Raw genomic sequence first — 13,594 nt, 5'->3', positions numbered from 1 at the left:
GGGCGCGGACATCCATTCATCCCACCCGGCCCACGGGGTGACGTGAACCTGTCGGGAGGGCGACGGGCGCGTGAACGCTAGCATTTGGGGCGGTTCGGGAGGGGTAAATGCCTTTCAAAATAACGCAGTTGGCGCCTGGAGGGCCTGGAGGGCCGGAAACCGCCGGTCGGGCGGTACGGCGGCGGGGCCGCGCGCGCCACGGCGGGCGCCATGGAGGGCGCCACGACGGCCGGGTGTGGGTTCGCGGGTGATATGTCCGGTGTGCGGTTACATCTCCGGAGTGGAACGACGTCCTCGTCCCGGGAGGTGGCACCTTGTCCGACCCCGTCAGTGCCCCCGAGAGCGCCCCCGAGCCTCCGGGCCGGCGCGACGAACCGCTCCAGCGGCTGCTGTTCGGCGGTGTGTACGGAACGGTCCTGGCCAGTGCCCTGGCCGCGGCGCTCGACCACGACACGGGACCCGACGACCCGGGCTACGACGCCCTGTGGATCATGGTCGCGGCGCTGGTCTCGGCGACCGGCCACGGATACGCCCACGCGATCGCCCACCGTACGGCCGACGAGAAACCCGTCACGGCGAGCACGGTCCGCTCGGTGCTGACGGAATGGCCCCTGGTCGCGGCGGCCCTCCCGACCGGGGCGGTTCTGCTGGGCTCGTACTGGGGCTGGTGGGGCGAGAACGCGGCGATCGACGCGGCCCTGACGATCAATACGGCGGCCTTGTTCGGCTGGGGGCTCTGGGCGGCGAGGACGGCGGGCCGTGGTTGGTGGTCTGCGTGCCGGGTGGGCGCGGTTGATGTCCTGATCGGCCTGGTGATCGTGGCGGCGAATGTTCTGACGAAGTGAGGGGTCGTGCGTCTGCCCGGTGCGGGTGGGTGCGGGTTACTGATTGTCCTCAATCGCCGGACGGGCTTGGTTGTGCCCGCTGCGGGCCGGTGGCCATGGTGCGGGTTGTTGCCGGGGGCCGGGCAGGGGTCGTGTCCTGCACTGCATGTTTTACGTCGCGTTCGGCGGGTCGTTCAGTTCACCGGGGCCTTGCGACACAAAACACGCTTTACGTTCCGGACACGACCCCTGCCCGTCCCCCTTCCACGCCCGCGTTCAAGACAAAACCGGCCCGCCCCGGCGTTGGAGGGCACCGGGGGCACCATCCAGCCTGTCCGGCGTTTGAGGACATCGGTAAGCCGCGCCCGCGTACCGCGCAGGGGCACACTCCAGCCCGTCCGGCGTTTGAGGACATCCTTGACACGCACCGGACGACACCACCCGGACGCAACTCAGCCCGTCCGGCGATTGAGGACATCGGTAAGGCGCGCCCGCGCGCCCGGGGCGGGGCCTCACACCTGTGGGGTCAACTCCTGGCCGGGGCCACGCCGATCGGGCACGAGACGCCCGTGCCGCCGATCCCGCAGTAGCCGGACGGGTTCTTGTCCAGGTACTGCTGGTGGTACGCCTCCGCCGGATAGAAGTGGCGGCCCTCCGACGGCTCGATCTCCGTCGTGATCTCGCCGTACCCGGAGTCCGTCAGGACCCGCTGGTACGACGTGCGGGACTCGGCCGCCGCCTTCTCCTGGGCGGGCGAGTGGGTGTAGATCGCCGAGCGGTACTGGCTGCCCACGTCATTGCCCTGGCGGAAGCCCTGGGTGGGGTTGTGCGACTCCCAGAAGAGCTTCAGCAGCTCCGCGTACGACACGATCTTGGGGTCGAAGACGACCCGCACGGCCTCCGTGTGACCGGTGAGGCCGGAGCAGACCTCCTCGTACGACGGATTCGGCGTGAAACCGCCCTGGTAGCCGACGAGCGTCGTCCAGACGCCCTCCGTCTGCCAGAAATTGCGCTCCGCGCCCCAGAAGCAGCCCAGGCCGAAGTCGGCGACCTCCAGGCCTTCCGGGTAGGGGCCGGTCAAGGGATTGCCGAGGACCGTGTGGCGGGCCGGCACCGAGTACTCGGGCTCGGGACGGCCGCGCAGGGCCTGCTCGGGGGTGGGGAGTACGGGGGTACGGCGTGACACGAACATCTTTCAGGTCTCCTCGGCTGTGGGGTCCTGCCCTTCACAACGTGCGGGGGGCCCGGGACATTCCGTTCCGGCGGGTGGGCGGCAGGGGCCGTCGTCACCCCGGCAGTGACGCCGTCGTCCCGCCGTTCGCCTCGAACCCCGCCACCGCCAGCGCCCGGTACACCGTGTACTCCGCCGCCGGGTCGGGCGTGTGCGTCCAGGGCAGCGCGCCGACGTGCCCGTCCACCCCCACCAGCTGGTTCATCGCCTCGGACCAGCGTTCCGACCGGACGAGGAAGAGGACCAGCAGGTGCCGTACGTGCGACAGCATCGGGTCGTCGTGACGTGCCGCGTGCACCGCGAACAGGGCGCCCTCCAGTGCCTTGCGCACCACCGCGCTCCGGTAGAAGCCCTGCACCAGATTGACCTCGGGGAGGTGCTCGTACACCGCGAACAGCGGCAGCGCGGCCAGCAGCGAACCCTGCGGGGCCCGCGCGGCGGCGGTCGTCGCGAAGTGGTCGGCCTCCTCGCGGGAGCCGTGCCACGCCTCCGACCAGTAGCGGAGCGCCGCCAGGTGCGCCCCCATGTGCGCGGGCGCGCGGTCGATGACCTTCGCCCACACCTGGTCGAACTGCTCGTGGGTGTAGCCGAGGCCCCGGGCCACCGCCAGCTCGATGACATAGGGGACGGGGTCGCCGGGCGCCAGCAGGGCCGCCTCGCCGCAGAGCGTACGGGCCTCCTCCAGGATGATCCGGAAGTCGTCCGCGCCGACGGTGGAGGTCCGCCACGCCTGCTGGACCAGGAACTCCGCGTACACGGCGGCCGCCCCCGCGTCCTTCGGCGACTCCGACCGCCACGTCCGCAGCCAGGTGCCGCCCGCGCCGGGCCGCTGCTGGAGTTCCAGCGAGGCGGCGCCCGCGAACGCCTGCACCCGCTGCCAGCGCGGCTCACCCTCCTTGGGCGTCGCGGCGAGCAGCCGGGAGGCGGGGCGCCAGTCCTGGGTGGCCTGGACGACGTCGAGCACGTCGAGCAGCTCCTCGTCGGGGCCCGGCAGCCGGATGTCCAGCTCCTCCTGCCGGACGAATCCGTACGCCGCCGGGTCGGCCGCGTCCGGCGAACCGGGCGCGACCAGGCGGGGACCGCCGCGCCGCCGCCTGAGATAGGGGCTGAAGGCCAACACCAACAGGCCGATCGCGAACAGGAACCAGAGCATCTCCATGGCCCCATTGTCCCGGACGGCGGGGGCGTTCGGGGTACGGGGTGTGCCGGGCGGCAAGGGCGTTCCGGGCACGGGGTGCGCCGGGCGGCGTACACGAGGGGCGGCCGTACGGGCGCTACCCTCGGTCCTCATGAGCCACCAGCACAGCGGCGAGCACCGCAACTTCGAAACCGTCGCCATCCACGCGGGCAACACCGCTGATCCCCTCACCGGCGCGGTCGTCCCCCCGATCTACCAGGTGTCCACCTACAAGCAGGACGGGGTGGGCGGCCTGCGGGGCGGTTACGAGTACAGCCGCAGCGCCAACCCGACCCGTACCGCGCTGGAGGAGAACCTGGCGGCCCTGGAGGGCGGCCGGCGCGGGCTCGCCTTCGCGTCGGGGCTCGCCGCCGAGGACTGCCTGCTGCGTACGCTGCTGTCGCCCGGCGACCACGTCGTCATCCCGAACGACGCGTACGGCGGTACGTTCCGCCTCTTCGCGAAGGTCGTCTCGCGCTGGGGCGTCGAATGGTCCGTCGCGGACACGTCCGACCCGGCGGCGGTGCGGGCCGCGCTGACCCCCCGTACCAAGGCGATCTGGGTCGAGACCCCTTCGAACCCGCTCCTCAACATCAGCGACATCGCCGGGCTCGCGGGCGTCGCGCGCGCGGCCGGCGCGAAGCTGGTCGTCGACAACACGTTCGCCAGTCCCTATCTCCAGCAGCCGCTCGCGCTGGGCGCGGACGTCGTCGTGCACTCCACCACGAAGTACATGGGCGGGCACTCGGACGTGGTCGGCGGCGCGCTGGTCGTGGACGACGCGGACCTGGCGGAGGAGCTGGCGTACCACCAGAACGCCATGGGAGCGATCGCCGGGCCGTTCGACGCGTGGCTGGTGCTGCGCGGTGTCAAGACGCTCGCGGTGCGGATGGACCGGCACAGCGAGAACGCGACCCGGATCGCGGACATGCTGGTCAGCCACCCCCGGGTCAGCAAGGTCCTCTACCCGGGCCTGCCCGACCACCCGGGCCACGAGGTCGCCGCGAAGCAGATGAAGGCGTTCGGCGGGATGGTCTCCTTCCAGGTCGAGGGCGGCGAGGAGGCGGCGGTCGCGGTCTGCGACCGCGCGAAGCTCTTCACGCTGGGGGAGTCCCTGGGCGGGGTCGAGTCGCTGATCGAACATCCCGGCCGGATGACCCACGCGTCGGTGGCGGGCTCGGCGCTGGAGGTGCCGTCGGACCTGGTGCGGCTGTCGGTGGGGCTGGAGTCGGCGGACGACCTGCTGGCGGACCTTCAGCAGGCGCTGGGGTAAGCCTGATCTTTCACCGCTGACTTTTCACCGCCTCCCGGGCCCCTCGGCCCGGGAGGCGGTTCGCGTGGGGCCCGGTTGGCGTGGGGCCCGCTCCGGAAGAACCGCGTCGGACGTGTCACCCGCCCTTGGGCGGCGCGGAGTTGAGGAGGGTGGGGGACGGCGGCACCGTCCCTCGCCCTCCTCAACTCCGCCGCGCCGACAAGGAGCACCCCAGAGATGAAGCGGACGAACAGACCTCCCGCACCCGCCCTCGCACCAAGCCCGCCCTTGTCCACGTCCACGTGCTCGTGACCACCGACCAGGACGCCGACTTCACCCGCTTCGTCGACGCCCGGTGGCCCCGGCTGGTGCGCTTCGCCCACCTGCTCACCGGTGACTTCCACGAGGCCGAGGACCTGGTGCAGACCACGCTGGTCAAGGTGTGCGCCCGGTGGCGGCACCTGCCCGCCGGCGAGGCGGACACGTACGTACGCCGCGCGCTGGTCAACAACCACCGCGGCCGTCTGCGCAGGAGACGGGTGGCGCAGCTGCTCACCCCGTTCGTGCCCCACCGCGCGCTGCGCGGGCACGCGGACGCGGTCGAGACCCGTCTCGCGGTGGCGGAGGCCCTGAACATGCTCTCCGTACGCCAGCGCGCCACGGTCGTCCTCCGGTTCTGGGAGGACATGACCGAACAGCAGACAGCCCTCGTCCTGGGCTGCTCGACCAGCACGGTCAAGGTCCACACCCGCCGGGCCCTGGCCGTCCTGCGCACCCACCCCGCCCTGGCCGCCTACGCAAGTGCCGGAGGAGAACGTGATGAATGACCCCACGCAGGCCGAAGAACTGCGGCACGCCCTGGACGGGTACGCCCGTGCCGTCGCCCCCACCCCCGCGCCCACCGGGGCGATCCTCGACGCGGTACGGCGGCGCAGGATCCGGCGTCGTGCCGGGGGCGTCGCGGCCTGCGGCGCCGCGCTCACGGCCGTGACGCTGCTGTTGACCGCCCCGGCCGACACCTCCGGGACCGTACGGCCTCTCCCGGCCGGACCGGTCACGGGCGCGACGCCGAGTCCCACCGGGAAGGGCGTCGTGAAGGTCGTGGCGCCGCTGGAGAAGGTGAAGGTGTCGGCGAAGCTGACGGTGTGGCTGACGAAGGACGGCCGTCAGTGCTCCCGCCTCGTCCGCTTCGACTCATGTGACACCTACACCACGGACAAGCCGTCGGTGGGCCTGGTCCAGGCATCGACGGAGGGTTCGTCGGAGGAGAGCGCCCGGCAGCACTGGATCGGTGAGTTCACGGCGCGGGGCGTGGCGCGGATGGTGGTGCGCGATGCCGGCAGAACGTACGAGGGCACGGTGGTGACGCTGGCCGGTGACCCGGGCTGGGGCGCGTGGTACGCCGATGTGAAGCCCTCGGCCCGGATCCCGCGGAGCCTCACCTTGTACGACGACGCCGGGAACGTTCTCGCCCGGAAGGACCTGACCAAGTGACCGGCCCCGGGGTCAGCCGCCCTCCAGGGGCGGGGTCGTCCGCATCGGCGGGGGCGACCACGGTTCGGTGACCGAGGCCCAGACCGCGAGGACGATCACGGCGGCGATCAGTGTCAGCCACAGCAGTCGGCGTACGGTACGGCGCCGGTGGCGCAGGCGGGCGCCGCGTGCGAGGGCCCGGGGCGCGAGATCGGCGGGGACGACGGGGTGCGGAGTGTCCAGCAGCTGTCTGACCTCGGCCTCCTCCCGGTCGTAGCGCGTCATTTCGCTGCCTTCCGGATCGGTGCGGTTTCCGGGGGCCGTGGCGCTTCCGGGGGCCGTGCGGCTTCCCGTACCGATGCGGCTTCCCGTACCCGGGCTGCTTCCCGTACCCGCGCCGCTTCCCGTATGCGCGCCACCGCCCGCGCGCAGATCACCCGCACCCGTTCCGGCGGCAGCCCGATCAGCGCGGCGGTCTGCTCCTCGGCGACTCCCTCGTACAAGCGCAACATCAGCACCACCCGTTCCTGCGGGCGCAGCGGCCCCAGAGTCCCCTCGGTGTGGCGCCGGGTGCGCCAGGCCCCATGGACGTACCGCAGCGCGAGATCCTGGCGGGTCACGTCGTACGGGTCCTCGCCGCGCAGCTCGTCCCAGCGCGCGTACGTACGGGCCAGGGCGGCGGTCAGCAGCCGCTGGGCGCGCGGGGCGGCGGAGGCGGGTTCGGCGGTGAGCAGGGTGGCCGCATGCAGAAGCCGGCCGGCCGCGCCCGCAACAAACGCCTCGAACTCCCGGGCCCGCCGACGGTCCATGGCCGCCTGCCGCTGTCGCACGCCCTCATATGAGGCCCGCCGGGGGGCCACGGTCAAGAGGGCGGGTCAGGCCGGAGGCCGGGTCGCGGCGGGGGCGGGGTCGTGCCGGAGGCCGGGTCAGGCGCTGACCCGGCCGGGCGTCAGCGGGCCGTCGGTCCCTGCCCCGTCTCGTCCGGTTCGACGGCCGGGCCGCCCTCCCCGGGCGGCAGTCCCGCCTGCCGGGCCGACAGGGCGGCGTTGAAGCGGGTCAGCAGCGTGGCGAAGGCCTCCCGCTCCTCCGCCGCCCACCCGTCCGTGACCTGCGCCATCAGCTCACGCCGTGACGAGCGGACCTCTTCGAGCCTGGCCTGTCCGCGCGCCGACAGCTGGAGCACGACCGCGCGGCCGTCCTCCGGGTGCGAGGTGCGTTTGACCAGACCGGTGTCGACGAGCGGCGCCACCTGCCGGGTGACGGTCGAGGAGTCGATGCCCATCCCGGCGGCCAGGGCCTTGACGCCCATCGGGCCTTCCTGGTGGAGCCGGTTGAGCAGCAGATAGGCGGCGCGGTCCATCGAGTTGCGGACCTGCCCGATGCCGCCGAGGCGCGTCTGCTCGGCGCGGCGGGCGAAGACGGCCACCTGGTGCTGGAGGGCATCCAGGAGGCTCGCGTCGCCCGAAAGTTCGGTGACCGTCTCCCGGGAGGCCGACGCAGCGGAAGTCATGTCCTGAATGGGGGGCATGGCCTGGGCTCTCTCGTGCGGTGGTCGGTTGGTGGGGGACAGAGTACGCGGCAACACCCCGGACCGTACCTGTCCTGCGGAAACCCGTCATCGGGGGCAGGTTCCGGGACGGGACCCCGCACCCGGGGACCGGCCGGGACCTGACACCCGCGGGCCGGCGGGACCTGACACTCGCGCGCCGGGGAGCTGCGAGACTGGCCCGCATGAGCTTCGGTCCGTCCCGCTTCACCGCAGGCCCCGCGCGCGCCGTGATCCTCGACGACGTCCGGGGGGCGCGGAAGATGCTCGCGGGGGTGGCCAGGACCACCCCGGTCGAGGGCAGCAGGCACCTGACCGAGCTGGTCGGTGGCCCGGTCCTGTTCAAGTGCGAGAACCTCCAGCGGACCGGTTCCTTCAAGCTGCGGGGCGCGTACGTACGGATCGCCGGGCTCTCCCCCGAGGAGCGGGCGGCCGGGGTGGTCGCGGCGAGCGCGGGCAATCACGCGCAGGGTGTCGCCCTGGCCTCGACGCTGCTGGGGGTGCGCTCGACGGTGTTCATGCCGCTGGCGGCGCCGCTGCCGAAGGTCGCGGCCACCCGGGAGTACGGCGCGGAGGTGCGGCTGCACGGCCAGGTCGTGGACGAGACGCTGGCCGCCGCCGAGGAGTACGCGCAGGCGACCGGCGCGGTCTTCATCCATCCCTTCGACCACCCGGACATCATCGCCGGGCAGGGCACGGTCGGCCTGGAGATCCTGGAGCAGTGCCCGGAGGTACGGACGATCGTCGTCGGCCTGGGCGGCGGCGGGCTCGTCGCGGGCATCGCGCTGGCCGTGAAGGCGCTGCGCCCCGACGTGAAGGTGATCGGTGTCCAGGCGGAGGGCGCGGCCGCGTACCCGCCCTCGCTGAGGGCGGGCCGCCCGATGTCGATCGGGTCGCAGCAGACGATGGCGGACGGCATCAAGGTGGGCCGCCCCGGTGATCTGACGTTCCCGCTGGTCCAGGAGCTGGTGGACGAGATCCGTACGGTCTCCGAGGACGAGCTGTCCAGTGCGCTGCTGCTGTGCCTGGAGCGGGCGAAGATGGTGGTGGAGCCGGCCGGGGCGAGCCCGGTGGCGGCGCTGCTGAGCGCTCCCGGGGCGTTCCGGGGGCCGGTGGTCGCGGTGCTGTCGGGCGGCAACGTGGACCCGTTGCTGATGCAGCGGATCCTGCGGCACGGCATGGCGGCGGCCGGGCGCTATCTGAGTCTGCGGCTGCGGGTGACGGACCGCCCGGGGGCGCTCGCGACGATGCTCGGGGTGCTGTCGGTGGCCGACGCGAACGTCCTCGACGTGAGTCACGTACGGACCGATCCGAAGCTGGGGCTGACGGAGGCGGACGTCGAGGTGCACCTGGAGACGAAGGGGCCCGCGCACTGCGCGGCGGTCGCGCAGGCGTTGCGGTCGGCGGGGTACACCATTCTCGGCTGACCGCCGCGCAGTTCCCGGGAACTCCCCGATCCCGGTCCACAGATGTGCTCCCCTGTCGGAGATGTGCTGCACCGATGTGCCGGACGTTCCGGATGCGCCGGATGGGCCGGAACCGCTTGTGACTCGCGATATATCGCGTTAGTGTTCCGGCTCTGACTCGATCCTGTCCGGGCCCGGTGGTGATATTCCGGGCGCCGGGAGGCCCGGGCGCCCTAGGCTCTGCGTACGCAGAGCACCGACATTTCACTCCACTCGGGAGAACCCACATGCCAGGCGCCATCTACGCCGAAGGCCTGGTGAAGACTTTCGGCGACGTACGAGCTCTGGACGGCGTCGATCTCGACGTCCCCGAAGGCACGGTCCTCGGGCTCCTCGGACCGAACGGCGCGGGCAAGACCACCGCCGTACGGGTCCTCACCACGCTTCTCCAGCCCGACAGCGGCCGTGCCGAGGTCGCGGGCATCGACGTCGTGAAGTATCCGAACGAGGTCCGCCGGTCCATCGGCCTGTCCGGGCAGTTCGCGGCGGTCGACGAATACCTGACGGGCCGCGAGAACCTGCGGATGGTCGGGCAGCTCTACCAGATGCGTTCCAAGGCCGCGAAGGCCCGCGCGGACGAGCTGCTGGAGCGCTTCAACCTCACCGACGCGGCCGACCGTACGACCAAGACCTACTCGGGCGGTATGCGCAGGCGGCTCGACCTCGCCGCCGCGCTCGTGGTCTCGCCGCCCGTGATGTTCATGGACGAGCCGACCACCGGGCTCGACCCGCGCAACCGCCAGCAGCTGTGGGGGATCATCCAGGAGCTGGTGGCGGGCGGGACGACCCTGCTGCTCACCACGCAGTATCTGGAGGAGGCCGACCACCTCGCCCACGACATCTGCGTCATCGACCACGGCCAGGTCATCGCGCGCGGCACCGCCGACCAGCTCAAGGCCCAGACCGGCGGCGAGCGCGTCGAGGTCGTCGTACACGAACAGGACCAGATCGGGCCCACCCGCACGGTCCTGGCCGGCTTCGGCAAGGGCGGCGAGGAACTCGTCGCGGTCGCCGAGCACACCCGCAAGCTGACCGTCCCGGTCACCGGCGGGGCCAAGCTGCTCGCCGAGGTCATCAGGGAACTGGACAGCCGGGGCGTCGAGATCGACGACATCGGGCTGCGCCGGCCGACCCTCGACGACGTCTTCATCTCGCTCACCGGCCACGCGAGTGACGCCACCGGCGGCGACGGCACGGGCAGCACCAGAAGTGACCACACGAGCAGTGACCACACCACCAAGGAGGCCGGGAAGTGACCGCCACCACCGACGCACCGCGGACCACGGCCCCCCGGCCGCGCGGCGGGATCATCCAGTCGGCCGGGGACTCCCTGGTCATCGCCCGCAGGAACCTGATCCGGATGACCCGCATCCCCGAGGTGGTCCTGTTCGGGATCATCCAGCCGGTGATGTTCGTGGTCCTCTTCACGTACGTCTTCGGCGGGTCCATCCGGGTCGGCGACACCACCAACGCCAATGTCTACAAGGACTTCCTGATGGCCGGGATCTTCGCGCAGACCGTCACGTTCGCCACCGCGGGCTCCGCGGCCGGCATCGCGGACGACATGCAGAAGGGGCTCGTCGACCGGTTCCGCTCCCTGCCGATGGCACGGGGCGCGGTGATGACCGGACGTACCGTCGCCGACCTCGTACAGACGTGCATCACGCTCCTCGTCCTCGCGATCGTCGCCGTGATCGTGGGCTGGCGCACCGGCACCCCCGACCCGACCAACTTCGGGCGGGTCCTGGGCGCCTTCGGCCTGCTCCTCCTGCTGGGGTACGCCTTCACCTGGATCGGCGCGCTCATCGGTCTGTCGGTGCGGACGCCCGAGGCGGCGACCTCCGGCGGGATCATCTGGCTGTTCCCCGTCACGTTCATCTCGAACGCCTTCGTGGACTCCAGCCAGATGACGCCCTGGCTGCGGCACATCGCCGACTGGAATCCGTTCAGCGCCACCGTGCAGGCCTGCCGGGTGCTGTTCGGGAACCCGGGGGTCTCGACGTCCACGGCGTGGCCGATGGAGCATCCGGTGTGGGCGTCGGTGGTCTGGTCGGTCCTGATCATCGTGGTGTTCCGGACGCTGGCGGTACGGAAGTACCGGTCGGCGTCGGTCTGACGCCACGTACAGCTGATCCCGTACGCACAGCAGGGCCTCGCCCCGTCACCTCGTGTGACGCGGTAAGGCCCTGCTCGCGTTCGTGTCGGGCTCAGCCCTGGTAGGGCTTGGCCGCGAGGATCTTCACCGCGGCCTTCTTGCCGTTGGGCAGTTCGTACTCCGCGTCGTCGCCGACCTTCTTGCCGTTCACACCCGAGCCCAGCGGGGACTGCGGGGAGTACGTCTCGATGTCGGCGCTCGCGTATTCACGCGACGCCATGAGGAAGGTCACCGTGTCGTCGGCGTCGCCGTCGAACGCGATGGTCACCACCATGCCGGGCTCGACCACGCCGTCGTCCGCGGGCGCCTCGCCGACCTTCGCCTTCTGGAGGAGCTGGGTCAGCTGGCGGACCCGGAGCTCCTGCTTGCCCTGCTCTTCCTTGGCCGCGTGGTACCCGCCGTTCTCCCGCAGGTCGCCCTCCTCGCGAGCAGCCTCGATCTTCTTGGCGATCTCGGTGCGGGCGGGACCAGACAGGTAGTCCAGCTCGGCCTTCAGCTGGTTGTACGCGTCCTGGGTGAGCCAGGTCACGTTCTCGCTGGTCTGGGTCACAGGTGCTCCTCGTAGGTACTGGGAATACAAAGCAACGCCCTACCCAGAAGATTGTGCCTTCTCGGTGGGGCGAAACCACGAGCCTAACAATTTCAGGGCGTAAGGGGGAGGACGAATGCCATCAGAAATACGTCACCGCAGGTCAGAGCCGTAAGGTGCGGTGGGTCGGAACGGGCGGTCGCGGGGCCGCCGGCCCTGGTGCCTCAGTCGCTCGCGCGGCCCACGGGTCAGTCGGTCGTGCAGCCCACGAGTTCCGTCGCGGTGGCGCTCTCGGTCGTCCTGATCGTGACGACCTCGTCGACCCGCGTCTCACCCTTGGTGAAGCGGACCTCCTTGCGGCCGACCTCGGCGCCGCTCTCCGCGAGCGAGCGCAGGGTGCAGGTGCCGGTGGCGTCCCGCTTCTTGCGGACTTCCAGGTGCGCCTCTACGGAGGTGGCGGAAACCCGCTTGAACTTGATGAGCTCGCCGGAGACACTCTGCCCGGCGATGGAGTGGTATCCGTACCAGCCGAGCAGGACCACCGCGAGCGCTCCGAGGACGGCGCCGGTGATCTTCAGGCGGCGGTCGGCGCGCTGGTCGGCCGAACGGCCGTAGCGTCCCTGGGGGAGCTGCTCGCGTACCACAGCCATGGTCGTTCCTCCCGGAGTCGGGCGGCCGGAATTTCCTCCCCCCGATATCCGTCACTATAGAAGCCGCCTGATGCGACGAATCACTGAGGATCGAGTCTTGACTGACCAGCTGCGACTGATGGCCGTCCACGCCCACCCCGACGACGAGTCGAGCAAGGGTGCGGCCACCATGGCCAAGTACGTGTCCGAGGGGGTGGACGTGCTGGTCGTGACCTGCACCGGAGGCGAGCGCGGCTCCATCCTCAACCCCAAGCTCCAGGGGGACTCCTACATCGAGGAGCACATCCACGAGGTCCGTAAGAAGGAGATGGCCGAGGCGCGCGAGATCCTCGGTGTGAAGCAGGAGTGGCTCGGGTTCGTCGACTCCGGGCTGCCCGAGGGCGATCCGCTGCCGCCGCTTCCCGAGGGGTGCTTCGCGCTGGAGGACGTGGACGTGGCGGCGGGGCGGCTCGTCCGGCTGATCCGCTCGTTCCGGCCGCAGGTCATCACGACGTACGACGAGAACGGCGGGTATCCGCACCCGGACCACATCATGACCCACAACATCTCGGTGGTCGCCTTTGAGGGCGCTACGGACACCGAGAAGTACCCCGAGGCGGAGTTCGGCCCCGTCTGGCAGCCGCGGAAGCTCTACTACAACCAGGGCTTCAACCTCCAGCGCACGGTCGCGCTGCACGAGGCGCTGCTGGCCCGTGGCCTGGAGTCGCCGTACGGGGACTGGCTGGCGCGCTGGGACGAGTTCGAGCGCAAGGCGCGGACGCTGACCACGCACGTCCCGTGCGCGGACTTCTTCGAGATCCGGGACAAGGCGCTGATCGCGCACGCCACGCAGATCGACCCGGACGGCGGCTGGTTCCGGGTGCCGATGGATCTCCAGCGGGAGGTCTGGCCGACCGAGGAGTACGAGCTCGCGAAGTCGCTCGTCGATACCTCCCTCCCCGAGAGCGACCTCTTCGCGGGCATCCGCGACAATGCCTGATATGTATGCGACCCAGGCAGTGACACACGTCGTTCCGCTCGCGCAGGAGCTCGACGAGAACAAGGTGACTCCCGGCGTTCTCGGCTTTGTCGTCTTCGCGGTGATGGCGGCGGGGCTGTGGTGGCTGATGAAGTCGATGAACCGGCACATGGGGAAGGTCGACTTCAAGGAGGCGCCGGAGGCTTCGGACGAGGTTTCGGGGGCTTCGGACGAGGCGCCGGGGGCTTCTGCCCCGGCGGACGCGGTGGGCGCGGGGGCGGCCACCGGTGCGCCGGCGGACCGGGTGCCGGGCAAGAAGGAATAGCCGGAGCC

The 13,594-nt window shown here is 71.1% G+C and carries 16 protein-coding genes; 9 read left to right on the top strand and 7 right to left on the bottom strand.

The window, feature by feature from the left end:
- Window positions 1-314: 314 nt before the first annotated feature.
- Window positions 315-845 carry a hypothetical protein gene (locus tag OG349_RS13145; protein WP_327234788.1) on the top strand — a complete coding sequence of 177 codons (531 nt, stop codon included), beginning with the start codon at window positions 315-317 and terminating at the stop codon, window positions 843-845.
- Between the two features lie 505 nt (window positions 846-1,350).
- Here the strand turns inward: OG349_RS13145 and msrA are convergent.
- Together msrA and OG349_RS13135 are read right to left on the bottom strand one after the other, a co-directional pair.
- Entirely contained in the window at window positions 1,351-2,016 is a 666-nt protein-coding gene (msrA, locus tag OG349_RS13140) for a peptide-methionine (S)-S-oxide reductase MsrA (protein ID WP_327234787.1), read from the bottom strand.
- A 94-nt stretch (window positions 2,017-2,110) separates the two neighbouring features.
- Window positions 2,111-3,214: a hypothetical protein gene (locus tag OG349_RS13135; RefSeq protein WP_327234786.1), complete on the bottom strand. Its 1,104-nt coding sequence runs from the start codon at window positions 3,212-3,214 to the stop codon at window positions 2,111-2,113.
- A 130-nt stretch (window positions 3,215-3,344) separates the two neighbouring features.
- On the opposite strand from OG349_RS13135, the gene OG349_RS13130 reads away from it, so the two are divergent.
- The 3 genes from OG349_RS13130 (at window position 3,345) to OG349_RS13120 (ending at window position 5,978) form a co-directional block, all read left to right on the top strand.
- Window positions 3,345-4,505 (top strand): cystathionine gamma-synthase, encoded by a 1,161-nt coding sequence (locus tag OG349_RS13130; protein WP_327234785.1) that lies wholly within the window; start codon window positions 3,345-3,347, stop codon window positions 4,503-4,505.
- A 281-nt stretch (window positions 4,506-4,786) separates the two neighbouring features.
- The gene (locus tag OG349_RS13125) at window positions 4,787-5,311 is read left to right on the top strand and encodes a SigE family RNA polymerase sigma factor (RefSeq protein ID WP_327234784.1); all 525 of its coding nucleotides are present in this window, start codon (window positions 4,787-4,789) and stop codon (window positions 5,309-5,311) included.
- Window positions 5,304-5,978, top strand: coding sequence for a hypothetical protein (locus OG349_RS13120; RefSeq protein ID WP_327234783.1), 675 nt, complete (start codon window positions 5,304-5,306; stop codon window positions 5,976-5,978). The genes OG349_RS13125 and OG349_RS13120 overlap by 8 nt, the downstream gene beginning before the upstream one ends.
- A 12-nt stretch (window positions 5,979-5,990) precedes the next feature.
- Here the strand turns inward: OG349_RS13120 and OG349_RS13115 are convergent, their stop codons facing one another.
- The 3 genes from OG349_RS13115 to OG349_RS13105 form a co-directional block, all read right to left on the bottom strand.
- On the bottom strand, window positions 5,991-6,242 hold the full coding sequence (locus tag OG349_RS13115) for a hypothetical protein (protein ID WP_327234782.1): 252 nt from the start codon (window positions 6,240-6,242) through the stop codon (window positions 5,991-5,993).
- Window positions 6,239-6,787 (bottom strand): sigma factor-like helix-turn-helix DNA-binding protein, encoded by a 549-nt coding sequence (locus tag OG349_RS13110; RefSeq protein WP_327234781.1) that lies wholly within the window; start codon window positions 6,785-6,787, stop codon window positions 6,239-6,241. The genes OG349_RS13115 and OG349_RS13110 overlap by 4 nt, the downstream gene beginning before the upstream one ends.
- A gap of 119 nt (window positions 6,788-6,906) precedes the next feature.
- Complete coding sequence (locus OG349_RS13105; protein ID WP_401769219.1) at window positions 6,907-7,467, bottom strand: MarR family winged helix-turn-helix transcriptional regulator; 561 nt, start codon at window positions 7,465-7,467, stop codon at window positions 6,907-6,909.
- 221 nt (window positions 7,468-7,688) lie between these two features.
- On the opposite strand from OG349_RS13105, the gene ilvA reads away from it, so the two are divergent.
- The 3 genes from ilvA to OG349_RS13090 all read left to right on the top strand — a co-directional run bounded on the left by ilvA (window position 7,689) and on the right by OG349_RS13090 (window position 11,085).
- Window positions 7,689-8,930: a threonine ammonia-lyase gene (gene ilvA, locus OG349_RS13100; protein WP_327234779.1), complete on the top strand. Its 1,242-nt coding sequence runs from the start codon at window positions 7,689-7,691 to the stop codon at window positions 8,928-8,930.
- Between the two features lie 266 nt (window positions 8,931-9,196).
- The gene (locus OG349_RS13095) at window positions 9,197-10,225 is read left to right on the top strand and encodes an ATP-binding cassette domain-containing protein (protein ID WP_327234778.1); all 1,029 of its coding nucleotides are present in this window, start codon (window positions 9,197-9,199) and stop codon (window positions 10,223-10,225) included.
- Window positions 10,222-11,085: an ABC transporter permease gene (locus tag OG349_RS13090; RefSeq protein WP_327234777.1), complete on the top strand. Its 864-nt coding sequence runs from the start codon at window positions 10,222-10,224 to the stop codon at window positions 11,083-11,085. Before OG349_RS13095 ends, OG349_RS13090 begins: the two co-directional genes overlap by 4 nt.
- 91 nt (window positions 11,086-11,176) lie before the next feature.
- On the opposite strand, the gene greA is transcribed toward OG349_RS13090, so the two are convergent.
- Both greA and OG349_RS13080 read right to left on the bottom strand, forming a co-directional pair.
- Entirely contained in the window at window positions 11,177-11,674 is a 498-nt protein-coding gene (gene greA / locus OG349_RS13085; protein ID WP_161310259.1) for a transcription elongation factor GreA, read from the bottom strand.
- A gap of 227 nt (window positions 11,675-11,901) precedes the next feature.
- Entirely contained in the window at window positions 11,902-12,303 is a 402-nt protein-coding gene (locus OG349_RS13080) for a DUF4307 domain-containing protein (RefSeq protein WP_327234776.1), read from the bottom strand.
- A gap of 97 nt (window positions 12,304-12,400) precedes the next feature.
- Here OG349_RS13080 and mca point away from each other — a divergent pair, with 97 nt between their 5' ends.
- Together mca and OG349_RS13070 are read left to right on the top strand one after the other, a co-directional pair.
- Window positions 12,401-13,282 carry a mycothiol conjugate amidase Mca gene (gene mca / locus OG349_RS13075; protein ID WP_327234775.1) on the top strand — a complete coding sequence of 294 codons (882 nt, stop codon included), beginning with the start codon at window positions 12,401-12,403 and terminating at the stop codon, window positions 13,280-13,282.
- Window position 13,283: 1 nt separating this feature from the next.
- Window positions 13,284-13,586 carry a hypothetical protein gene (locus tag OG349_RS13070; protein ID WP_327234774.1) on the top strand — a complete coding sequence of 101 codons (303 nt, stop codon included), beginning with the start codon at window positions 13,284-13,286 and terminating at the stop codon, window positions 13,584-13,586.
- Window positions 13,587-13,594: the final 8 nt, after the last annotated feature.

Source organism: Streptomyces sp. NBC_01317 (assembly GCF_035961655.1).
Taxonomy (GTDB): Bacteria; Actinomycetota; Actinomycetes; order Streptomycetales; family Streptomycetaceae; genus Streptomyces.
The sequence above is the reverse complement of the archived record's forward strand: the minus strand, read 5'-3'. Positions and strand labels throughout refer to the sequence as shown.

What these genes read in the sequence shown, in the direction of transcription:
- msrA (WP_327234787.1), bottom strand. Translation starts at nt 2,016, where the DNA reads ATGTTCGTGTCACGCCGTACCCCCGTACTCCCCACCCCCGAGCAGGCC.
- OG349_RS13135 (WP_327234786.1), bottom strand. Translation starts at nt 3,214, where the DNA reads ATGGAGATGCTCTGGTTCCTGTTCGCGATCGGCCTGTTGGTGTTGGCC.
- OG349_RS13130 (WP_327234785.1), top strand. Translation starts at nt 3,345, where the DNA reads ATGAGCCACCAGCACAGCGGCGAGCACCGCAACTTCGAAACCGTCGCC.
- OG349_RS13120 (WP_327234783.1), top strand. Translation starts at nt 5,304, where the DNA reads ATGAATGACCCCACGCAGGCCGAAGAACTGCGGCACGCCCTGGACGGG.
- OG349_RS13115 (WP_327234782.1), bottom strand. Translation starts at nt 6,242, where the DNA reads ATGACGCGCTACGACCGGGAGGAGGCCGAGGTCAGACAGCTGCTGGAC.
- OG349_RS13105 (WP_401769219.1), bottom strand. Translation starts at nt 7,467, where the DNA reads ATGACTTCCGCTGCGTCGGCCTCCCGGGAGACGGTCACCGAACTTTCG.
- ilvA (WP_327234779.1), top strand. Translation starts at nt 7,689, where the DNA reads ATGAGCTTCGGTCCGTCCCGCTTCACCGCAGGCCCCGCGCGCGCCGTG.
- OG349_RS13095 (WP_327234778.1), top strand. Translation starts at nt 9,197, where the DNA reads ATGCCAGGCGCCATCTACGCCGAAGGCCTGGTGAAGACTTTCGGCGAC.
- OG349_RS13080 (WP_327234776.1), bottom strand. Translation starts at nt 12,303, where the DNA reads ATGGCTGTGGTACGCGAGCAGCTCCCCCAGGGACGCTACGGCCGTTCG.
- OG349_RS13070 (WP_327234774.1), top strand. Translation starts at nt 13,284, where the DNA reads ATGTATGCGACCCAGGCAGTGACACACGTCGTTCCGCTCGCGCAGGAG.